Here is a 21447-nt window from a genome sequence, read left to right on the forward strand (position 1 = left end):
GAAACCTCTCCACCGAACAGGACGCGCGGGAGATCAACTGGTTGTCACCCGATCCGGCGCCAGCACGCGAGGTACGTGAGCGCGGCGATCGACGACCCGGCCGAGGCGAACGTGCCGGCACCGAGGTAGATCACCCACTCGTCGGCGTTCAGACCCTCCTCGGCCAGCGAGAAACCCCACAGGATCGCGCCCAGGGCGAGGGTGACCATCGCGGCGACGGACCAGAAGACGACCAGCACGACACGTCCCACTCTGCGCGGTCCGGTGTAAGGCCGCAGGGATCCCTTGCGCTGCAACCACCACGCGGCCAGCGCGGCGATGCCGAGCGCGATGCCGTCCGCGGCGAGGGTGTCGCTGAGGCGGTGCCACTTCGCCGTCAGCGTGTACTGGCCGATCGCCGTCGCCCACGGCAGCACGAAGAACAGCATCACGCCGCGCCACTTCCACGGCACCACGATGACCGCCGCGAACAGCACGGTCATCGCGATCGTCGTGTGTCCACTCGGGAGACTGTTGTGCGCGTAGTCGCCGGTGACCTCGACCAGTGCCGGGCGCGGCAGGACGAACCGCTTGAGCACCTGCACCACGAGCTGACCGGCGACGATCACGCCGACCGCCGCGACCGTGAGGTCCCAGCGCTTCCTGAGCACGCCGACGAGCGCGACCACCACCACCGCGGCGGCCAGCGAGTACACGGTGATCTGGCCGAGCGCGTTCCAGGCGGCGTCCGACTCGGAGACGTCGTCCTGGTCCGCGCCGCGCAGGGCCGCGTTCTCGATGGTCTGGCCGGCCCTCGTGAGCACCGCGAGGACGTACACGACCGCCGCGAAGACGAAGCCGGACGCCGCGACCACGGGCCACCGTCGAAGGTTCACGCTTGCCCACTCTGCCGCCGTTCGGCCCAGCGCGCAGGGTGAAGATCAACGGGACGTGCTGTCCGGCGCGGGCGGCTGGTGCACCTCACGCGGGCGGCAGGTCTGGCCAAACCGCGGACCGCTGCTCCGGACCTGTGCGGGTAGGTACCGCGGTGGCTCGCCCGCAGGTATCCCTGCGACGCGGTGGTGCACCAGGAGACATTCTGCCGCAGTGGTCACCGGCGCCGGTCGGTCGTCCCCCACCCGGGCGGCGCGATCCGCTCCGTCGCCTCGGGATCGACGGCGTGCCGGGCCACGTGCCGGCCGGGCTGCGGCTTCTTGCCCATCAGCATGAGCGTCACGGCGACGATCAGGCCGAGGGTGGCGAGGCCCGCAGCCACGGCGCGGGCGGCCGGGTGGTCGAGGATCAGGGTGCAGATCGTGAGGGCGAGCACGAGAGCGGCGATCGGGCCGATGACGGCGAGGTCCGAGCGGTCCTCGGGCTCCTGGACGGGCTCGGGCTTGGGTGGTGGCACCTGGGCGACAGGCGCGTAGACCTCGATCGTCTCGAAGTTCCCGCGCGGCTGTTCGTAGGGCGGCTGCCGTAAGCCGGGAGGGACCGTCACCCACGCCATGCTGCCCGAGGAAGGCGCGTCGCCGCAAACCTCCCATCGCGGTCTGCTAGGTGTTCCCATGTAGCACTGGGTTCGAGGAGGTCGTCATGTGCCGGTGGCTCGCGTATTCCGGTTCGCCGGTGTTGCTGGAGGAGTTGCTCTACGCGCCGGAGAACTCGCTCGTCATGCAGTCGAAGCACGCCCGGCTGGGTGCGACGGCGGTGAACGGTGACGGGTTCGGGATCGGCTGGTACGGCAGCACGAGCGCTCCCGGTCTCTTCCTGAGCACCGAGCCCGCCTGGAACGACCGCAACCTGCGGGAACTGTCCGCGCAGATCACCGTCGACCGGGTGTTCGCGCACGTGCGGGCGTCCACGGGCGGGGCGGTGCAGCGGTCGAACTGCCACCCGTTCCGGCACCAGAACTGGCTGTGGATGCACAACGGGCTGATCGCGAAGTTCCCGCTGGTGCGGCGCGAGCTGGTGCTGGCGATCGACCCCGTGCTGTTCCCGCTGATCGAGGGGTCGACGGACTCGGAGGTCATGTTCTACCTGGCCGTCAGCTTCGGGCTGGAGCAGGACCCGCCGGCCGCGGTGGCGCGGATGGTCGAGTTCGTCGAGGACGTCGGGCGGCGGGCCGGGGTGGAGTACCCGGTCCAGATGACGGTCGCGGTCACGGACGGGTCGACGACCTGGGCGTTCCGGTATTCGAGCCGAGGGAAGTCGCGCAGTCTCTACCACAGCACCGACGTGTCGACGTTGCGTCGCCAGTACCCGGACAACCCGGCGCTGCACCACCTCACCGACGACTCGCGGCTCATCGTGTCCGAGCCGCTGGCCGACCTGGTCGGGGCGTGGCAGGAGGTGCCGGAGTCGACGTGCGTGGTGGTCAGGACCGGCGTCGAGGAGGAGTTGCTGGCGTTCAAGCCGTGAATCGTCAGGTGACCGTCAGTTGACGAACCGCGATTCGTCGTAGCGTCTGGTGCTGCCGCCGCCACGGACCCCTCGGAGAGGTTCCTCATGCTCACCACGGCAGCGGCAGCACTCATCGCACTGTCCGCCCTCGCACCGGCGCAGGACGAAGCACCCGTCCTCGAGGTCGTGACCGTCAACGGCTCGGGTTGCGCGGCGGGCGACGCCGACGTCAAGACCGACGGCCGGACGTTCACCATCGGCTACCACACGTTCCTGGCCAGGGCGGGCAACGGCTCGTCACCGCTCGACGCGCGCAAGAACTGCCAGATCAGCCTGCGGGTGAACGTGCCGCAGGGCTCCACCTACGGGCTCGCGAGAACCACCTACGAGGGCTATGCGCACCTGCAGAGCGGCGCTACCGGGCTCAGCCGGGTCAGCACCTACCTGCAGGGCACCTCGCCCACCGCGAGCGTGAGCCAGCCGTTCACCGGGCCGTTCAGCGGCAGCTGGCAGACCCGCTACCGCCCGGACTCGGACGAGATCCAGTGGGCGGCGTGCGGGGAGAGGCGGAACATCAACGTCAACGCCGAGGTCCGCGTCGTGCTCGGCGACGCGGACCCCGAGCGGCTCAGCTTCGCGAACGTGGAGTCCAGCCGCGGCGCGGTGCGCGTGCGGCGCTGCTGAGCTCCGGCCTGGTGGCGGTGAACGCCGCCGTCACCAGGCCGATGATCGCGACCCACGTGTACGCGTCCCCGTAGACGTGTTCCTGCCAGGACCACAGCATCTCCTTGTCACCGGTGCTCGGCAGCCAGGTGAAGGGGTGCACGAGGAAGATCACCAGCAACGCGCCGAGCGTCGGCCACGCCCAGCGCGTGCGCGTGAAACCCAGCGCCAGGAACGCCGGCACGCACCAGACCCAGTGGTGCGACCAGGACACCGGCGAGACGAGCAGGCCCGCGGTGGCGATCGCGGTCAGCGCCGCGACCTCGGTGCGCGCCCGGTACGCCGCCACGACCGCGAGCGTCACGACGACCAGCGACAAGCCCAGCCACAGCAACGACTCCGCGTGCTCCCCAGGGTTGATCCGGTGCAGCACACCGCGCAACGACTGGTTCGCCATGTACGCGAGACCACCGGCACGGCCCGGGTCGAGCAGCGCGTGGAACCAGAACTCCGCGGAGTCCTTGGCTGCGAACAGGAAGCCCAGCACAGCCATGCCCGCGAACGCCACCAGCATCATCGCCGCCGCGCGCCATTCCCTGCGCACCAGGAAGTACAGCAGGAAGACCAGCGGCGTCAGCTTGATCGCGGCGGCCACTCCGACCAGCAGGCCGCGGAACCGCGGATCGCGCACCGCGAGGCAGTCCACCACCACGAGTGCCATCAGCACGAGGTTGACCTGCCCGAACAGGAACGTCGAGATCACCGGCTCCAGCGCCACACCGAGGACCGCGACGGCGGGCCCGACGGTCCACACGACGTTCGCCCGCCCGGTCAGCCGCGCGGTGACGAGCACGCTGACCACCGACAGGCACAGGAAGTTCACGACGACCACGAGCGAGTTCGCCGCCCACACCGGCAGGAACGTCAGACCGCTGAAGATCACCGCGGCGATCGGCGGGTAGGTGAACGGCAGGCGCGGACCGTCCAGGGAGCCCGGGAAGTCGACGTAGAGCGCGTGCCCCTGCAGCCACGCCTCCCCTCCCGTGCGGTAGACCTGCAAGTCGAGGAAGTAGAAACCCAGGCCTGCCAAAGAGATCGGCACCGCGGCCAGCGCCACGAACCACAGCACGCGCACCACCTTGCGTGCGGCCACCCAGCGATTCCGGGCCAGCAGACGTTTTCGGCCCGACTCGAACGCCTCGACGGACATCGGCGGGATCTCGTCGGCGAGCCGGCTGATCAACAGCATCTCGTTCACGCTGACTTCTTGACCGCAGCACGCTTTGCCGTTCCCGCAAGGGGATGTGACAGTCCTCATGGGAACGCGGACGCGGTCATCGGTCAAGGAGGAGCATGACCCACGAGCAGTTCCTTGCGCTGAAGCGCTTTCCCGCGCTGGACGGTGTGCGCGCCATCGCCGCGCTGATGGTCGTGTTCTTCCACTACGGCGGGCCGGGGTTCCTGCAGGGATGGCTCGGGGTGCAGGTCTTCTTCGTGCTGTCCGGGTTCCTGATCACCACGTTGCTGCTGCGCGAACAGGCGCGCACCGGGCGCATCAGCCTCAAGGACTTCTACCGCCGCAGGGCGTTCCGCATCCTGCCGGTCTACTTCGTGGTCCTGTTCGTGACGGCGGCGGGCCTGCTGGTCGCCGGGCAGTTCCGGCAGAACCCGCTGGGCCAGGACTTCCCGCTGTACCTGACGTTCCTCAACGAGTTCGGGCACGGCGGCGCGTACGGGCAGTCGTGGTCGCTGGGCGTGGAACAGAAGTTCTACCTGGTGTGGCCGTTGCTGGCGTTCGCGCTGCTGCCCCGCTGGCGACCTGCCGTCACCGCCGGGCTGATGGCGCTCGCGCTGGCCGTCGTGCCGTTCACCGTGTCCTCCGACCCCAAGGGCTGGTCGGTCCACTACTTCACGGTTCTCGTCGGGTGCGCGTTGGCGTTGCTCATGAACGACAAACGGGGGTTCGCGTTGATCAGGCCGTTCACGACGCCGTGGGTGATCCTGCTGTTCCTGGGCGTGCACCTGTCCGTCCCGCTCATCTCCGGCGCCCTGGACGGCACCGTGCCCGGTTTCGTGTCGGTGGTGCCGATCTACGCCGTTGCCACCGGACTGGTGCTGCCGGCGCTGCTGGCTCCAGGCCGGCTGCAGCGAGCGTTGTCCACTCGCCCGATGGTGTGGCTCGGCGAACGGTCCTACTCGATCTACCTGGTGCAGGCGATCGCGCACTCGATCGTGCTGCTGACGGGCGCATCGGGCCTGGTCATGGCTTTGGCGACGACGGTGGTGGCCATCGGGATCGCCGACTTCTCCCACCGCTTCGTCGAGCTGCCGATGATCCGGCGAGGCAGGTCACACCGATCAACCGGGAATGCATTGGCGCCCATCGGCCAATAAGTTCCGTAAGCACCGAGACTGCGCCACCGGCGCGAACAGGAGGGCCGGGGGTGACGAAGCCTCTGGACAGGGATGCCTGGGTCGAGCTCTACGACCGGCACGCCCGCGACCTGCACCGCTACCTGGCGCTGCGGGTGGACGCCGCCATCGCGGACGACCTGGTGTCCGAGACGTTCCTCATCGCCTGGGAACGCCGTGAGAGCTTCGACCCGGCCCGCGCGAGCGTCAAGGCGTGGCTGTTCGGGATCGGGACGAACCTGCTGCGCCAGCACGTGCGCTCCGAGGGCCGGCGCCTGCGGGCGTGGGCGCGCGATCACGGCAGACGCGCGGTGGCCGACCACGTCGACGACCGGACGGCGTCGGTGGTGGACGCCAAGTCGCTGATGAGCGACCTGAGCGAGGCGCTCGCGGACCTGCGGCCCGAGGAACGGGACGTGCTGCTGATGGTGGCGTGGGCCGACCTGAGCGCGGCCGAGGTGGCCGAGGTGACGCGGACGCCGGTGGCGACGGTGCGGACCCGGTTGTTCCGGGCGCGGGCCAGGCTGCGGGCGAGGATCAACGGACAGGAGGGTGACGACGATGCGTGACGAGACGCGTCAGGTCGAGGACGAGACGGTCAAGTGGGCGATGTCGGACGTCGCCCCGATGAGCGATGAGGCGTTCGAGCGGGGACGCGCGGCACTGCTGGCGCGCATCGACGCCGAGCAGTCCGGCGAGGTCGTCCCGCTCGCGTCCCGGCGCCGGCGCCGGATCCCGGTGGTGGCCGCGGCCGCCGCGATGGTCGTGATCGCGGGCGCCGCCCTGGTCGCGCCGTCGCTGATGTCGCGTGACAGGGGCCCGAGCGTGGGCAGCGCCGCCGCGGCCGAACTGCTCCACCAGGCCGCGACCCACACCGGCGACGCGGAGTTGGAGCCGGGCCAGGCCCTCTACGTGCTGCAGTACGCCCGCTGGTCGGTGACCGAGGCCGGGCACAGGTGGATGTACCTGCAGGACCAGACCCTGCAGACGTGGATCCCGTCCGACCGCTCGGGCACGTGGCTCTACCGGCACGGCAAGACCGGCGAGAGGCAGTGGCTGATCGGGTCGGAGGCGGGCAACGCGCGGGACGTGCCCGAGGGCCTGCACACCGACGGCGACTTCACCTCCACCGGCGGGCCCGCGTTGCACGACAAGATCGAGCCGAGCTTCCGCGACCCGTCGCCCGAGTACCTCGCCTCCCTCCCCCTCGACCCTCGCGAGCTGTACCGGAAGCTGCGCGACGAGGTGGCGGGCAACGAGGGCCTGACCTTCCTGCAGATGATCAACGACGGCCTGGACACCGGTGTGTACCCGGCGCAGGTGCGGTCCTCGGTCTACCAGGCCCTGAGCTACCTGCCGAAGCTGGAGATCGTCGAGAAGGCAGCCGTGATCGACAGTCGCAGCGGCACCGCGTTCGGCGTCACCGAGAACGAGACGACCGAGCAGATCGTGATCGACCAGACGACCGGTGAGTACCTCGGGTCGAGGACCGTCCTCGCGAAGGACGCGTGGGGCCTGAAGCAGGGCCAGGTCATCGGCACGACCTCCGTGACGACGCGGGTGGTGTCCGCTGTGGGACAGCCCTTCTGACCCGTCAGCGGGTGACGTCGCGGTACAGCACGACCCAGACCTCGCCAGGCCGCTCCGTCGCGCCGGGGAACCACCTCGGCGCGACGGCCTCGGCGAGTTCGTCGGCGCGGTCGAGCAGCGTGCTGACCGCGGGTTCCCCGACGACCACCACGGCGGACCAGTCGACGTGGGCCAGCATGAAGTCCCGCGTGACACCGAACTTCTCCTCCAGCACGGTCATCAGCTCGTGCGGGCTGTCCGGTCCGGCGTCGACCTCGTTGACGTCCGGCACCTCCGCCTCGGTCGCCGGTGCGCGTTCTTCTTCCTCGCGCTGCTCGGACCAGACGTGCTTGCTCAGCGAGTAGATGCTCGACGTGAGGTCGTCCGCCTGGTCCTCGGTGAGGATCAGCGTGATCGAACGGCCGTCGGTGAGCGTGAAGGTCAGCTCGGCCTCCGGCACCCCGCCCGATCCCGGCACGGTGTCGACGGACCCGGCCACCTCGCCGGTCAGCACGTGGTCCGCGTGCGTCTCGGTGCCCATCCGGAACGACGGCAGGTTCGCGACGGTGTCCACGACGAGCCGGGCGGCGGTGAAGAACGCCTCCCTGTCGCGGAACTCCTTGCGGCTGCGGGTGAGCGTGCGCCCGATGCCGGCGGGCTCGACGTACGCCTCGACGGTGCCGGCGCCCTCCCACCGGGCGTGGACGGTGACGCCGTTGGCCAAGCGCTTGCGGTAGCTCTCCCGGTCGCCGTGACGGGACAGCTCCCAGCCCGCGATCTCCTCGGACAACGGTCTTCCTTCCGGCGGGGAAGCCCGACGCTGTCACAAATCGGTGAGCTGCGTGGTCTTTTCTGACATGAGCCACGAACACAGCCATCACCTGGACAACCCCGACGAAAGCGGTCCGCCGCCGAACATCGAGGTCATCGGCACCGTGCCGGGCGCGCCCCAGATCCCGGACGGCGCCGAGGCCATGACGCTCCTCGTGACGCTGCCGCCGTCGAGCCCCGGAGCGCCGCCGCACCGGCATTCCGGTCCTGCCTACGGTTACGTCGTCAAGGGCGCCATCGTCTTCGAGCTGGAGGGCGAGCCGGAACGGGTCGTCCACGCGGGCGGGACGTTCTGGGAGCCGGGCGGCGACGTCATCCACTACCAGGACGGCAACCACCTGACCGATGAGGAATCCGCTTTCGTCGTCACGATGTTCTGCGCTCCCGGACAGCCGATGCTGACCGTGGTGGAGCAGGACGAGCTGGAAGCGCGCAAGCACCTGCGGGCGCAGCACGGCGAACGTCCTTGATGGACGCGAGGGGGCGGGAGTGTCGACTCCCGCCCCCGTTCGTCACTCGACCAGCTTGCCGGCGGTGTCGACGTCCCGCATCAGCGACGCGATCTCCTCTGGCACCGCGGGGATCTCCTCCCGCTCGATCCGGCCGGGACCCGACCACACGAGGTTCACCTGCTGCGCGGGGTCCATGTCCGGGTGGTCCGACCGGTTGTGGCAGCCGCGCGTCTCGCGGCGTTCGAGAGCGCACTCCAGGGTCGCGCGGGCGGAGAGCGCCGACGACTTCAGGTCGAAGGCGTGGGCGAGGTCCTGGAACCCGGCGAGGTCGGGGTGCACGCCGACGTCGCGGATGCGTTCCTCGATCTCGTCCAGTTCGGCGAGTCCCTTGCGCAGCCCGGTTTCGTCGCGGACGACGCCCGCGTGCTCGGTCATGGTGTTGCGCAGCGCGCGTTGCAGGGCGCGGACGTTCTCCTGGCCGTCGGCGGCGAGCAGGTCGTCCACCTCGGACCGCGCCTCGTCGAGCGCGCTGTGCGAACGTTGTTGCGCGCTCAGGGAAGCCGAGTACTCGGCCGCCGCCTCGCCGACGATCCGGCCGTACACCAGCAGTTCGATGAGCGAGTTGCCGCCGAGCCGGTTCGCGCCGTGCAGGCCGCTGGACGCCTCGCCGATCGCGTACAGGCCCTCCACGCCCGTCGAGTGGTCGGCGGGTGACACCCACACACCGCCCATCGAGTAGTGCGCGGTCGGGGCGATCTCGACGGCTTCCCGCGTGATGTCCTTCATCTGCAGTTCGAGCAGCGTCTGGTACACCCTGGGCAGCCGCTGCATGATCTGCTCGCGCGGCAGGTGCGACACGTCGAGCCACACGCCGCCGTTCGGGGTGCCGCGGCCTTCCTTGATCTCGGTGTACGCGGCGAGCGCGATCCTGTCGCGAGTGGACAGTTCCATGCGCTGCGGGTCGTAGCGGGCCATGAACCGCTCGCCCGCGTCGTTCGTCAGGATGCCGCCCTCACCCCGCGCGGCCTCCGACACCAGCGTGCCGGCGGCGTTCTCCGGTTCGATCAGGCCGGACGGGTGGAACTGCACGAGCTCGGGGTCGCGGATCCTGCCGCCCGCGAGCACGGCCAGGCGGAACGAGTCGCCGGTGTTCTCGTCGCGGCGGCTCGACGTGCGGCGCCAGATCCGGGTGTGCCCGCCCGCCGCGAGGATCACGACGTCCGCGTGGAACACGTACCGCTTGCCGGTGTCGAGGTCGAACCCGTACGCGCCGAAGACCACGTTGTCGCGCACCAGGATCCGCGTGATGTAGCAGGTGTCGTGGATCGGGATGTCCAGCTGCGCGGCCCGGTTCACGAGCGTGCGCTGGATCTCCAGACCCGTGTAGTCCCCGGCGAACGAGGTGCGGCGGAACGTGTGCGCGCCGAAGAACCGTTGCGAGATGCGGCCGTCTTCCTCGCGCGCGAACGGCATGCCATAGCGTTCGAGGTCTTCGATGCCCCGTGCGGCGTGCTCGGTCACCACCCGCACGATCTCCGGGTTGGCGAGCAGGTAGCTCTCCTTGATGGTGTCCGCGGCGTGCTGCTGCCACGTGTCGGAAGGGTCCATCGTCGCCAGTGCCGCGTTGATGCCACCGGCGGCGAGCGCGGTGTGCGCGTCGGCCTTGGAACGCTTGCCGACGACCAGCACGTCGACGCCGCGTTCGGCGAGTTCGATGGCGGCGCGCAGTCCGGCGCCACCGCTTCCGATCACCAGAACCGATGTGGCGATTCGCTGTTCAGTCATCACGGCCTCCGTTGCCCGTCTCTTCCATTAAGTAGGACCGGACAGCGCGCTCGCTTGTGACTGTTAGCTGCGTGACAGTGCGTTCGTGGCCACATCAGTAGGATCGGTGGTGTGTTCGTGAAGCTCTGCGGTCTGCGCACCGAGTCCGATGTCGCCGTGGCGGTCGAGACCGGCGCCGACGCCGTCGGTTTCGTGCTGACCACCAGTCCGCGCCAGATCGACGTCGACCTGGCGCGGCGGCTCGTGGCGGAGGTGCCCGAGCACGTCCTCACCGTCGCCGTGGTGCGCGGCATCACGGCCGCCGAAGCCGGCGAGCTGGCGCTGAAGACGGGCGTGCGCGCGTTGCAGCTGCACGGCGACTACCCGCGCGATGCCTTCGACGAGCTTTCGGCTCTCCCGTTCGGGTTGGTCAGGGCCACCGCGCTCGGGCCGGAGACCGACGTGCGCACCGGGGCGTTCGGCGAGGAGCTGCTGCTGATCGACTCCCCCGTCGCGGGGTCGGGCGAGCAGTGGGACATCACGCGGCTCGCCGAGAACCCGCCCACCGGCCGGTGGCTGCTGGCGGGCGGGCTGTCGCCGGAGACGGTCGCCGAGGCGATCGACGTCGCGAAGCCTTGGGGCGTGGACGTGTCCAGCGGCATCGAGTCGAGCCGCGGCGTGAAGGACCACGGCCGGATGCGCGAGTTCGTCGCCGCCGCACGGGGCTAGGCGGCGCGGTAGCCAGGGACCTCCTCGACCCGGTGGTAGACCGGAAGTCCGCGCTCGCGGGCGATCCGCACGTCCTCGTCGGCACCGGTCGACTCGCCGGGCAGCCGCAGCACCGCCTCGCAGTGCTGGAGCAGGCGCTCCGCGGTCGGGTACATGATCTCGGACGCGATCGGGTCCGCCGGCGAGCTGCCCCCGGCGCCGCGCAACACCGGCAACGCCACCCACTCGCCGATCATCGGCACGTGGCCGCTGCGGAAGAGCGGCCACGCGGCCTCTTCCAGTCGTTCGAGGTTGCGCGCCATCAACTCGGGGTCGTCCCCGGTGCCGGATCGGTAGGGCCCTGCGATCAGAATCAGCATGCGACCGACCATAATGTGCAACACTCGGCAAAAACAAGGAGAAACGTGCATGTTGGCTGCCCAACGCCGTGACCTGCTGCTCGAACGGCTGCGTACCGACGGCCGGATCGTCGCCAAGGACCTCGCCGTCGAAGTCGGCATCTCCGAGGACACGATCCGTCGTGATCTGCGCGATCTCGCGGCGGCGGGCCTCTGCCAACGTGTGTACGGCGGCGCACTGCCCGTATCCCCCGCTATCGCCGACTACGCCACGCGTCAGAGCGTGCAGGTCGATGGCAAGCAACGGGTCGCACTGGCGGCCGCCGCGTTGATCGAACCGGGCAGCACGGTGATCCTCGACGGCGGCACGACCACTCTCGCCGTCGTGCGCGCGCTACCGCTCGATCTGCACGCCACGGTCGTCACGCACAGTCCGACGATCGCGAGCGCGCTCGAAGAGCATCGGGACGTGGACGTCTACGTGATCGGCGGTCGGCTCTTCAAGCACTCGATGGTCGCGTGCGGCGCCGCAGCCGTGGAGGCCGCACGGGGCGTGCACGCGGACCTCTTCTTCCTCGGCGTCACGGGCGTACATCCCGAAGCGGGCCTCACGACCGGTGACGCGGACGAGGCCGCGATGAAGCGCGCGCTCGCCCACCAGGCCGCGGACACCTACGTGCTGGCCAGTTCCGAGAAGATCGGCACGGCATCACGGTTCTCCGTGCTGCCGTTCACCGAGGTCGCCGGAGTCATCACGGACGCGGACAACGAGACCGTGCGCGCGTTGGAGGTGCCGGTGATCCACGCCCTCACAGGATGACCTGCAGGTAACCCTTGGGAGAGCCGTAAGTGCGGCCGCACTGGGTCAGCGCGAGCACGCCGTGGCCCTCGACGTCGCCCTCGAAGTAGCGGGGGTCGACCGACAGTTCCTCGGCGACGTCGGTGGCGTAGATGTCGTCGAGATCGTCGTTCTCCTCGCTGAGGTCGTGCGGCAGGCACCAGCCGTCCTCGACGTCGAGCGCGCCGATCTGCTCGTCGGCCTTGAACGCGTCGTAGTAGCGGACGATCTCGCCCTGCCGCGCGACGCACCACGCCGTCCAGCCGTCACCGCAGCTCTCGCCGTAGTAGTGCGCCTCGCCGAAGACGGCGCTCAGCACCGCGCAGATCTCGGTCACCGGACGGGTTCCGTGCTCGAACGGCTCGCCGAACACCAGCGTCCAGCCGTCCCACGCGCCCGTCACGTACACCCTCGCGCACCGGACGTGCTCGTCCTTCGACCACGCGTGGTGGTCGTTGTTCCACGCCTGGGCGCCGAGGACCTTGGTCACCGGCACCGGGTCCTGCAAGCCGCAGACGCTGAGGACGGCCGCCTGGTCGTCGGTCCTGATCGCGTACCAGCCGCCGCAGAGGTGCATCTCGTCGACGCTGTACAGGTCGTCCTCGAGCTTCGAGCGGATGAACCGGTCGACCACCCTGCGGTCCTCGGGCGAGAACCCGTCGGGTCCGGCGACCTCGGCGATGCCGACCAACGCACCCCTGCGCAGCGCGCCTTTGGCCGTGCGGCGGGTTTCTCGCAGCAACGGCAGCACGTCCGGGCCCATGGTTCCGAACGCCCACAACGCTTCCCTTTGCGCGTAATGGTCCTCGTCGGCGAGAAGCGGCAGCAGTTCGTGCGCGTACCTCAGCGCGTCCTCACCGCGGAACATGCTCGCCGCCGCCTGGCGAACGAGGTGATGCGGGTGCCCCAGCAGGCCGAGGTAGACCTCGTCGTCCGCCTTCACCAGGGAGAACACCCGGTAGCCCTGCCGCACGACCCCGCCGTCCTCCGCCGTGGTGATCAGCTCCACCAGCTCGCCGAACGTCGTGATCGCCTGCTCCCGCGCGAAGTCCTCGACCTCGGTCCGCCAGCGGTCGTCGTCCATGCGGTCGAGCAGCGCCCGGATCTCCATGGCGCGGCACGGTACTAGTTGGTCCCAAGTGGACTTCGCATTCGACCGGATGGCCGAGACCTTGACTCACGGCGGCGCACTGGGCACGCTGCGAACCGTGACGAGCCTGGCTGAGCAGCACGTCAAACCGGCGGTGCGCTGGAGCATCGGCCACGCGTTGCCGCGTGCCGTCCTGCGCCTCGCCGCCCGCCGCGGCGACCTGCAGGGCCGCATCACCGTCGAGGCCTCCACCGGCGCAGACCTGACGGGCCTCTTCGACGAGATCCGCGCCCGAGGCCCGCTCGCGGCGACGAAGATCGGCCACACCACGACGCGGCACGAGGTCGTGAAGGCGGTCCTGTCCGACGACGCGTTCGTGACGGCCCGCCCGCGCTTCGGCGCCGGCATCCTCGGCAAGCTCGCCGCCTGGTCCGCGACCGAGGTGATGCACCCGGTCCAGCCGCCGTCGCTGCTGGCCGTCGAACCCCCGGCGCACACGCGGTACCGCAAGCTCGTCACTCGCGTCTTCACCGCCCGCGCCGTCGAACAGCTGCGCGTGCGCACCCAGGAGATCGCCGACGAGCTGCTCGACGGCCTCGACCCGGCCAACCCGGTCGACCTGATCGAGACGTACTGCGGCCTGCTGCCGGTCACCGTGATCAGCGAGATCCTCGGCGTGCCACCGCGAGAGCGCTCCACCGTGCTGGCACTGGGCGCGGCCGCCGCGCCGAGCCTCGACCTCGGCCTGTCCTGGCGGGTGTTCCGCGACGTCGAGACCGGGTTGAACTCGTTCGACACCTGGCTCTCCCGCCACCTCGACGCCCTGCGCGCCAATCCGGGCGACAACCTGCTGAGCCGCCTGATCACCGCCCGCGAGGACGGCGAGGGCCTGTCCGAACGCGAGTTGAAGGCCACCGCGGGCCTGGTGCTCGCCGCCGGTTTCGAGACCACCGTCAACCTCCTGGGCAACGGGATCTCGTTGCTCACCGAGCATCCCGGGCAACTCGAAGCCCTGCGCGCGCAACCGTCGCTGTGGGCCAACGCCGTGGACGAGGTGCTCCGGTACGACCCGCCGGTCCTGCTGACGGGCCGCATGTGCGCCCGCGACACGACGGTCGCCGGCATCCCGGTGCGCCGCGGCCAGCTCGTCACGACCGTGCTGGCCGGGGCGAACCGCGACCCGGAGGTGTTCGAGCACCCGTCGGTGTTCGACGTGAGCCGCCCGAACGCCCGCGACCACGTGTCGTTCGGCGCCGGCCGCCACTACTGCCTCGGCGCCCAGCTCGCGCGCATGGAGGGCGAGATCGGCCTGCGCACGATCTTCGACCGCTTCCCCGACCTGGCCCCGCTGCCCGGAGCGCGCCGCCGCCCGACCCGCATCCTGCGCGGTTTCGAACGCCTGCCGACGAGCCTCACCACGATCGGCGGATGAGCACGGACTCTGCCGCACGCACTTTGACGACAAGACGTGCCTGATCTGCCCAGGACTGTGACCGACCGGCCAGTTATGGCCGGTCTCCTGGCCTGGTCCTCCCACCAGCCCGAACACCATGATCAAGGCATGGCAGCCCGATTGCGCGCGATCGCCGCCCTCACCACCGTGATGGCGTTGTCCAGTCCCCCGGCCCAGGCCGACGAGGCACCACCGCACCTCACCGACGGCTTCGGCCTCACCGTGACCAGCCAGCCGCGGTGGGTCGACGAGAACCGCCGCACGTTCGTCTTCAGCGTGTCCACGGACCAGGTGCCGACGCCGACCCTGCTGGCGGGCCAGGAGCCCGGCAGGCACGCCATCGTCGTCACCCTGCCGTCCGCCTACAGCACGACCAAGCGCTACCCGGTCCAGTACTACCTGCACGGCCACCCCGACCGGCCCGACTCGCAGTGGAACCAGCGCGTGGTCGAGAAGGCGACGGAGAACGCGGAACTGATCACCGTGCAGCCCAACGGGAGCGGGCGCGGCTGGTACTCGAACTGGGTCAACCCCGGTGCCGCCGGACCGCAGAACTGGGAGACGTTCCACCTGGAGCAGGTGATCCCGTTCGTCGACGCCAACCTGCGCACCAAACCGGACCGGGCGAACCGGGCCATCGTCGGGCACTCCATGGGTGGCTTCGGGGCGTTGCACTACGCCGAGCACCGGCCCGAACTGTTCAGCCACGTCGGAAGCTTCTCCGGTGGGCTGGACCTGCGGAACTCCGAGATCCGCGCGGCCATCACCTCCACCATGATCAGTCCCGGGTCCGGCACCCCCACGGTGAACGCCGACGCGGTGTTCGGGTCGCCGTTCTGGCCGTTCGACGGCGTCTGGAACGCGCAGAGTCCGGCGCACAACACGCACACGCTGCGAGGCATGGGCATCGCGCTGTACACCGGCAACGGTGGTGACCTGACGGTCAACCCGATCCAGGCCGTCCTGGAGAACCGTGCGAGGGAGACGACGCTCGTGACGGCCGCGAACCTGCGGGCCAACGGCATCCCGTTCCAGCTGCACGACTACGGGGACGGCAGCGGCTGGGCGCCGGGCTGCAGCGGGAAGCACGCGGACGAGGCGTGCGTGCAGGCCGACATGAACCACTTCGTCAGCCTTCTCGCGCCCCGCGCCTGACGTGCGACGTTCGTCGTGAGCCGAACGGGGCATTTCTCGAAGCAGGCGTCCCGAATCACGCGGAACGTCCTCTAATGACCTGACGGGCCCCTGCACCCGCGCGAAGTGCGCGGGCATCGCCCGCTGAGCAGTTGGAGGAATCCGTGTTCCTGGGTTCACGATCTCGCCTGCGCGCCGCGGTCATCGCCGCGGCCGTGGGCGCCGGTGCGCTGACGGCGGCCACACCCGCCGCGGCGGCACCTGCCGCGGGTACGCGTGCTTATCTGGTCATCACGGCGCCGGGAGCCACTTCCGGCGCCGCGACGGCCGTGAGCGGCAACGGTGGTTCCGTGTGGACGAGTTACGACGCCATCGGCGTCATCGTCGCGCACTCCGGTGCCGCTGACTTCGCCACCAAGATGCGTGCCGTGTCCGGTGTGCAGAAGGTCGGCGCCACCCGCACGACCGACGTGCCCGCCGAGTCGGCCAACCCGCCGATTCCCGCCAACCCCTCTCAGGCGACGCCTGCCACCGGTGAGCCGCTGCGCTCGGACATGACGCAGATCGGCGCCGACAAGGCGTGGGCGGTCAACACGGGGTCTTCCAGCGTCACGGTCGGTGTGCTCGACACGGGTGTCGACGACCAGCACGCTGACCTCAAGCCGAACTTCGACTCCGCCAACTCGGCGTCCTGCGCCTACGGCAAGCTCGACACGCGTGCGGGTTCGTGGCGTGACACCGACACGCACGGCACGCACGTCGCCGGCACGATCGCGGCCGCCAAGAACGGCAGCGGCATGGTCGGTGTCGCCCCCGGCGTGAAGATCGCGTCGGTGCGCATCGCCGAGAAGCCGAGCGGGTTGTTCTTCCCCGAGAACACCATCTGCGCCATGGTCTTCTCCGGTGACCGCGGCTTCGAGGTGACCAACAACAGCTACTACACCGACCCGTGGCTGTTCAACTGCCCGGACAACGCCGACCAGGACGCGATCCTCGAAGGCGTGAAGCGCGCGGTGGCCTACGCCGAGGGCAAGGGCGTGCTCAACGTCGCGGCGGCGGGCAACGAGAACTACAACCTCGCGAACAAGTCCCGTGACGCGACCAGCCCGAACGACTCCACTCCCGTGACGCGCACCGTCACCAACGCCTGCCTGAGCGTCCCGACCGAGGTGGCCGGCGTGGTCAGCGTCGCGTCGATCAGCTCGACGAACACCAAGTCGTCGTTCTCCAACTTCGGCACCGACAAGATCCACATCGCGGCGCCCGGCGACAGCGTCTACTCCACGGTCCCCGGCGGCCGCTACGGCTCGAAGTCCGGCACGTCGATGGCCTCCCCGCACGTCGCGGGTGTCGCCGCGCTGCTCAAGTCGACCAACCCCACCGCCACCCCGGCCCAGCTCCGCACGTTGCTGGCCGGCCAGGCGGACGACCTGAACTGCACCGACAGCCGTTGCTCCGGCACCACGGCGAAGAACAACTTCTTCGGTGAGGGCCGCGTCGACGCGCTGGCCGCGGTCGGCACGGGCACGCCTCCCGGCAACTCGTTCGAGAACACCGCCGACGTGAACATCCCGGACAACGGCGCGGCCGTGACCAGCCCCATCACGGTCTCGGGTGTCACCGGCAACGCCCCGGCCACGCTCAAGGTCGACGTCAACATCGTGCACACCTACCGCGGCGACCTCGTCATCGACCTGATCGCCCCGGACGGCACCGCGTTCCGCCTCAAGAACTCCGGCAGTGATTCAGCTGACAACGTCGTGGCGACCTACACGGTCAACGCGTCGGGCGAGGTCGCGAACGGTACCTGGAAACTGCAGGTCAAGGACGTGGCGGCGCAGGACACCGGCTACGTCAACTCCTGGAAGCTGACCTTCTAGGACGGCATTCGGAGGAACCTCGGCGCCCGCGGCTAACTCTGGTCCCCGCCTGCAGCGATAGCAGTGACGTGGAACCCGATCTGTGGTCGTCGGCCGCCGAGGCCCTCGACGAGCACGAACACGCCCTCGTGATGGCACGGCTGGCAGGCACGATCGTCGGCCCCGGCCAGACCGAGCGGCTCGCCAGGGGCGAGCGCGACGTCGTGTTCCTGCTGCCCGACCGCCTGGTGCTCGTGCGGTCCGACCCGTTCTGGGCCGGCTCGTACGACCGCGGGCAGATAGTGCGCATCATGCTCGCCGCCGGGCACGTCCAGTTCGACGTGACCGGCGGCGACAGCCTCGAGTTCTGGATCGACACCGACCTCTCCCCGGCCGAGCCGTTCGTCGAGCAGGCGCAGAACTGGCTGGCCCCGCGCAAGAGCTCCGCGAGCGGCGCGGTCATCGGGTTCGGTCTCGCGATCATCCTCGCGTTCCTGTTCGTGCTCGGGCCGGTGGACCTCATGCCGTCGGACGACCGGCTGACCGTCCGGTCGAGCTGCGGCGACTTCCTGCGTGCGGGTCTCGACGAGCAGGTCGAGCTGCTCAGGCGGCTCTTCGGGCAGGTCGGCAGACCGGACGAGGCGGAGAAGCCGATGACGCTCGACGCCTCCCGGCGGCACTGCGGCGAGCACAACGGCGCGACGCTGGACTCGCTCGTCACCGGGAAGTGACATCTACAGTGCGGGAATGTTCGACACCCGCCAGCTCGAGGTCTTCGCGACGGTGGCCAGGACCGGATCGTTCAGCGCCGCCGCCCGGCTGCTGCACTGCACCCAGCCCGCCGTCAGCCAGCAGATGCGGACGCTGGAACGGCAGGTCGGCGGGCCGCTGTTCGTGCGGACGGGCCGGGGCCTGCACCTCACCGAGGCCGGCCGGATCCTCGCGGAACGCGGGTCGGAGCTGCTCGACCAGCTGGCGACGACCCACCAGCAGGTCAGCGCGATAGCCACGCACGACATCGGCACGATCCGGATCTGCGCGTTCCCGAGCGCCAACGTGTCGCTGGTGCCCGCGGCGGCGGCGATCCTCGCCGAGGAACGGCCTCAACTGCGGCTCGAGCTGGTCGAGGAGGAGCCGCCGGACTCGTTCGCGCTGCTCCGGCGCGGGGAGGTCGACCTGGTGCTGAGCTTCAGCTACCTCGACGAACCGCAGGACGAGGCCACGGTCAACGGCATGCTGAGCGTGCCGTTGCTGCGCGAGCCGCTGGCGTTGCTCGTACCTGCGGGACATCGGCTCGCCGGACGGGAGCGCGTGTCACTGGCCGAAGCGGCTGAGGAACGCTGGATCGCCGGTTGTGTGCGGTGCCAGCGGGCGCTGCACCAGGCGTGCGACAAGGCCGGCTTCGTCCCGGACATCACCTGCTCCACCGACGACAACCTGGCCATCCAGAGCCTCGTCACCGCAGGTCTGGGCGTTGCGCTGGTGCCCAGGCTGCTGCTGTCGTTCCTCCAGCACCCCGGTCTGACCGCCGTCGAGGTGGAGTCCGCGGCGCAACGGCTGACCGCGCTGTACACGTGGCCGGACCTCATCAAGCTGCCCATCATGCGCGCGACCGTGGACGCGCTGATCTCCGCGTCGGCCAACGCATAAGTGCGCCTTATAGGCCCCCAAGAAATGGCCGTCTACTGCACATAGCCCGCACTGGTCATCGTTGATGACATGGGCATCGTCAGGACGACTCCGCGCACGGCCGACTCGCTGGTGCCCGGCCTCGCGCTGGTCGCGGGCGGCGTCGCGGTCGCGATGGTCGTGTCCTGGCTGTACCCCTCGGTCAGCGCGCTCACCGTCGCGGTGCTGCTCGGCGCCGTCGTGGCCAACGTCGTGACGCTGCCGCAGTCGGTCTCCCCCGGGATCAAGCTCGCCGGACGACGCCTGCTGCGCCTGGGCGTGGTGCTGCTCGGGTTGAAGCTGGTCTTCCAGGACGTGCTCAAGCTCGGTTACGAGATCCTGATCCTCGCGGTCATCGCTGTGGTCGTGACGTTCGTCGTCACGCGGTGGCTCGGGCGGGTGCTCGGGGTCAGCGAAGGCCTGTCGTTGCTGATCGCGACCGGGTTCTCGATCTGCGGCGCGTCCGCGGTGGCCGCCATGAACAGCGTGCGGCAGCAGGACGAGGAGGACGTGGCGAAGGCGCTCGGCCTGGTCACGCTGTTCGGCACCGTCGCGATGTTCGGCCTGCCCGCGTTGTTCCCGCTGACCGGCCTCACGCCCTCGCAGTACGGGGTGTGGGCGGGCGGCAGCGTGCACGAGGTCGCACAGGTCGTCGCCGCCGCCGGGCCCGTCACCGGAGCATTGGCGATCGCCGTCGCGGTGAAGCTGACACGGGTCGTGCTGCTCGCGCCGATGCTCGCCGCCGTGAGCTTCGCCGAACGCCTCAAGTACCCCACTTCCGGCCAACGCCCGCCGATCGTGCCGTTGTTCGTCGTCGGTTTCCTCGCCATGGCGGCGGTGCGGGCGACCGGTCTGCTGCCCGACGTCGTGCTGTCCACGGCGACGTTCGTCGACAACGTGCTGCTGGCGGCGGGCATGTTCGCGCTCGGCACGGCGGTGCGCCTGCGTTCCCTGATCCGCTCCGGCCCCGCGGTCCTGCTGCTGGGCCTGCTCTCGACCACGGTGATCGTCGTCCTCGTGCTGACCGGCACGGCGCTGATCGGCTGATCTCCCTTCCTCAAAGGAGGAACCCGCTCATGACGCACAGCCTGCTCTCCCCCACGGCCACGCTCCTGGTGGGCTCGCTCCGCGCCGCGATCGCCCGTGGTGGCGACGACGCGGCCGTCGCGGCGCGCGTGGCGAGGACGCTCGAAGGGCACCTCACCGACCCGTTCCTGCTCAGCGCCGCGCAGCGGGAGCCAGACCCGGACGCCTACCGCCAGCACGTCCTGCACGTCGAGCCGGACGGCAGTTTCTCCGTCGTCGCACTGGTCTGGTTACCCGGCCAGGAGACCTGCATCCACGACCACGTCTCGTGGTGCGTCGTCGGCACGTACGTCGGCGAGGAGGAAGAGACCACCTACCGGCTGCGCGGCGATCGGCTGATCCCGTTGCGGGTCAACAAGACCCCGGAGGGCGTGGCGGCCTACCTGGTGCCGCCGGGTGACATCCACAAGGTGTGCAACAACTCCAGCTCCGTGGCGATCTCGATCCACGTCTACGGCGCCGACGTCAGCATCCTCGGCACGAGCATCCGGCGCCGCTACGACCAGCCCGTCAGCGGGCGATGATGCCGCGTTCGATCGCGCCGGTGGCGAACTCGACCAGCTGAGCCGGCTTGACCCGGTTGATCCGCGCGCCCTGCAGCAGCAGGTCGTCCGCGAGGCCGATCAGCGAGTCCCAGACCCAGTGCGGCAGCGCGGGGTCGTCGATCAACCGGTGGCCCGAGGCCTCGGCGGTCTCGCGCAACGCCTTCGCGAGCGCCTTGAGGGTCTTGCGGTAGTCCTGGGCCGAGTCCGCGACCTCCTTGCCCCGGCGGCCGCCGGAGAGCACCTTGGCCTCCCACTGCGCCGCTGACCGCCCGAACCGCCGCCAGAACTCGGTGATCTGCGGCTCGATCTCCCTGAGCACGCCCGCGACGCCCAGCCCGCGGTCCACCTGGGCGAGGGTGCGTTGGAGCTCGTCCAAGCGACGTTCCATCAGCGCCGCGAAGACGTCCTCCTTGCCGGAGAAGTACTGGTACACGGTGCCGGAGCTGACGCCCGCGCCGACCGCGATCGCGCGCATGGTCAGGCCCGCGTAGCCCTGCTGCTCGAGGATCAGCTCGGCGGACGACAGGATGTCGCGCCGCCTGCCCTCCGCGTCACCCCAGGCCGTTTGCTCGGTGCTCACGGCGTTCAGCCTAACTTGAACAACGTTCAGAAGCATATTGAACGTTGTTCGGTT

General features: G+C 69.9%; 23 protein-coding genes. 15 read left to right on the forward strand and 8 right to left on the reverse strand.

Translation table 11 applies throughout. The features are described from left to right. Positions 1–44: 44 nt before the first annotated feature. Entirely contained in the window at positions 45–875 is an 831-nt protein-coding gene (locus IEY88_RS23800) for a phosphatase PAP2 family protein (protein ID WP_229693679.1), read from the reverse strand. A 215-nt stretch (positions 876–1090) separates the two neighbouring features. Further along, positions 1091–1480: a hypothetical protein gene (locus IEY88_RS23805; RefSeq protein ID WP_189157013.1), complete on the reverse strand. Its 390-nt coding sequence runs from the start codon at positions 1478–1480 to the stop codon at positions 1091–1093. Positions 1481–1575: 95 nt separating this feature from the next. Between IEY88_RS23805 and IEY88_RS23810 the strand changes: the two genes are divergently transcribed. Together IEY88_RS23810 and IEY88_RS23815 are read left to right on the forward strand one after the other, a co-directional pair. After that, positions 1576–2400 (forward strand): class II glutamine amidotransferase, encoded by an 825-nt coding sequence (locus IEY88_RS23810; protein ID WP_189157014.1) that lies wholly within the window; start codon positions 1576–1578, stop codon positions 2398–2400. 87 nt (positions 2401–2487) lie between these two features. Next, complete coding sequence (locus IEY88_RS23815) at positions 2488–3066, forward strand: DUF4360 domain-containing protein (RefSeq protein WP_189157015.1); 579 nt, start codon at positions 2488–2490, stop codon at positions 3064–3066. On the opposite strand, the gene IEY88_RS23820 is transcribed toward IEY88_RS23815, so the two are convergent. Continuing rightward, positions 3011–4294 (reverse strand): glycosyltransferase 87 family protein, encoded by a 1284-nt coding sequence (locus IEY88_RS23820; RefSeq protein WP_229693724.1) that lies wholly within the window; start codon positions 4292–4294, stop codon positions 3011–3013. The genes IEY88_RS23815 and IEY88_RS23820 overlap by 56 nt on opposite strands. A gap of 104 nt (positions 4295–4398) precedes the next feature. Between IEY88_RS23820 and IEY88_RS23825 the strand changes: the two genes are divergently transcribed. Genes IEY88_RS23825 through IEY88_RS23835 form a run of 3 tightly spaced genes read left to right on the forward strand, consistent with a single transcriptional unit; the run spans position 4399 to position 7047 of the window. Next, positions 4399–5439, forward strand: a complete 1041-nt coding sequence (locus IEY88_RS23825; RefSeq protein WP_189157017.1) for an acyltransferase family protein — start codon at positions 4399–4401, stop codon at positions 5437–5439. 50 nt (positions 5440–5489) lie between these two features. Beyond that, entirely contained in the window at positions 5490–6026 is a 537-nt protein-coding gene (locus tag IEY88_RS23830; RefSeq protein WP_189157018.1) for an RNA polymerase sigma factor, read from the forward strand. Continuing rightward, positions 6019–7047: a hypothetical protein gene (locus IEY88_RS23835; protein ID WP_189157019.1), complete on the forward strand. Its 1029-nt coding sequence runs from the start codon at positions 6019–6021 to the stop codon at positions 7045–7047. The genes IEY88_RS23830 and IEY88_RS23835 overlap by 8 nt, the downstream gene beginning before the upstream one ends. Positions 7048–7051: 4 nt before the next feature. Here the strand turns inward: IEY88_RS23835 and IEY88_RS23840 are convergent, their stop codons facing one another. Next, positions 7052–7816 carry a hypothetical protein gene (locus IEY88_RS23840; RefSeq protein ID WP_189157020.1) on the reverse strand — a complete coding sequence of 255 codons (765 nt, stop codon included), beginning with the start codon at positions 7814–7816 and terminating at the stop codon, positions 7052–7054. 67 nt (positions 7817–7883) lie between these two features. On the opposite strand from IEY88_RS23840, the gene IEY88_RS23845 reads away from it, so the two are divergent. Further along, positions 7884–8327, forward strand: coding sequence for a cupin domain-containing protein (locus IEY88_RS23845; protein ID WP_189157021.1), 444 nt, complete (start codon positions 7884–7886; stop codon positions 8325–8327). A 42-nt stretch (positions 8328–8369) separates the two neighbouring features. Here IEY88_RS23845 and IEY88_RS23850 read toward each other — a convergent pair whose 3' ends face one another. Then, positions 8370–10094: an L-aspartate oxidase gene (locus IEY88_RS23850; RefSeq protein ID WP_189157022.1), complete on the reverse strand. Its 1725-nt coding sequence runs from the start codon at positions 10092–10094 to the stop codon at positions 8370–8372. A 111-nt stretch (positions 10095–10205) separates the two neighbouring features. Between IEY88_RS23850 and IEY88_RS23855 the strand changes: the two genes are divergently transcribed. Beyond that, complete coding sequence (locus IEY88_RS23855; protein WP_189157023.1) at positions 10206–10802, forward strand: phosphoribosylanthranilate isomerase; 597 nt, start codon at positions 10206–10208, stop codon at positions 10800–10802. On the opposite strand, the gene IEY88_RS23860 is transcribed toward IEY88_RS23855, so the two are convergent. Further along, the gene (locus IEY88_RS23860; protein ID WP_189157024.1) at positions 10799–11161 is read right to left on the reverse strand and encodes a DUF4406 domain-containing protein; all 363 of its coding nucleotides are present in this window, start codon (positions 11159–11161) and stop codon (positions 10799–10801) included. The genes IEY88_RS23855 and IEY88_RS23860 overlap by 4 nt on opposite strands. Positions 11162–11210: 49 nt before the next feature. Here IEY88_RS23860 and IEY88_RS23865 point away from each other — a divergent pair, with 49 nt between their 5' ends. Then, complete coding sequence (locus tag IEY88_RS23865) at positions 11211–11960, forward strand: DeoR/GlpR family DNA-binding transcription regulator (protein WP_189157025.1); 750 nt, start codon at positions 11211–11213, stop codon at positions 11958–11960. Here IEY88_RS23865 and IEY88_RS23870 read toward each other — a convergent pair. Next, positions 11950–13089 (reverse strand): HEAT repeat domain-containing protein, encoded by a 1140-nt coding sequence (locus IEY88_RS23870; RefSeq protein WP_189157026.1) that lies wholly within the window; start codon positions 13087–13089, stop codon positions 11950–11952. The two genes, IEY88_RS23865 and IEY88_RS23870, sit on opposite strands and share 11 nt — an antisense overlap. A 49-nt stretch (positions 13090–13138) precedes the next feature. Between IEY88_RS23870 and IEY88_RS23875 the strand changes: the two genes are divergently transcribed. The 7 genes from IEY88_RS23875 (at position 13139) to IEY88_RS23905 (ending at position 20792) form a co-directional block, all read left to right on the forward strand. After that, positions 13139–14500, forward strand: coding sequence for a cytochrome P450 (locus IEY88_RS23875; protein ID WP_189157227.1), 1362 nt, complete (start codon positions 13139–13141; stop codon positions 14498–14500). A gap of 129 nt (positions 14501–14629) precedes the next feature. Then, positions 14630–15676, forward strand: a complete 1047-nt coding sequence (locus IEY88_RS23880) for an alpha/beta hydrolase (protein WP_189157027.1) — start codon at positions 14630–14632, stop codon at positions 15674–15676. A gap of 143 nt (positions 15677–15819) precedes the next feature. Next, entirely contained in the window at positions 15820–17535 is a 1716-nt protein-coding gene (locus IEY88_RS23885) for a S8 family peptidase (protein ID WP_229693681.1), read from the forward strand. A gap of 68 nt (positions 17536–17603) precedes the next feature. Continuing rightward, the gene (locus IEY88_RS23890) at positions 17604–18245 is read left to right on the forward strand and encodes a hypothetical protein (protein WP_189157029.1); all 642 of its coding nucleotides are present in this window, start codon (positions 17604–17606) and stop codon (positions 18243–18245) included. Between the two features lie 16 nt (positions 18246–18261). Next, positions 18262–19164: a LysR family transcriptional regulator gene (locus IEY88_RS23895; RefSeq protein WP_189157030.1), complete on the forward strand. Its 903-nt coding sequence runs from the start codon at positions 18262–18264 to the stop codon at positions 19162–19164. Positions 19165–19233: 69 nt separating this feature from the next. Beyond that, entirely contained in the window at positions 19234–20229 is a 996-nt protein-coding gene (locus tag IEY88_RS23900) for a YeiH family protein (RefSeq protein ID WP_189157031.1), read from the forward strand. Positions 20230–20258: 29 nt separating this feature from the next. Beyond that, positions 20259–20792 carry a cysteine dioxygenase family protein gene (locus tag IEY88_RS23905; protein ID WP_189157032.1) on the forward strand — a complete coding sequence of 178 codons (534 nt, stop codon included), beginning with the start codon at positions 20259–20261 and terminating at the stop codon, positions 20790–20792. Here the strand turns inward: IEY88_RS23905 and IEY88_RS23910 are convergent. Next, entirely contained in the window at positions 20779–21393 is a 615-nt protein-coding gene (locus IEY88_RS23910; RefSeq protein WP_189157033.1) for a TetR/AcrR family transcriptional regulator, read from the reverse strand. The two genes, IEY88_RS23905 and IEY88_RS23910, sit on opposite strands and share 14 nt — an antisense overlap. Positions 21394–21447 lie beyond the last annotated feature (54 nt).

The sequence above is a fragment of the Lentzea pudingi genome, from assembly GCF_014646255.1.
In the GTDB taxonomy this organism is placed as follows: domain Bacteria; phylum Actinomycetota; class Actinomycetes; order Mycobacteriales; family Pseudonocardiaceae; genus Lentzea; species Lentzea pudingi.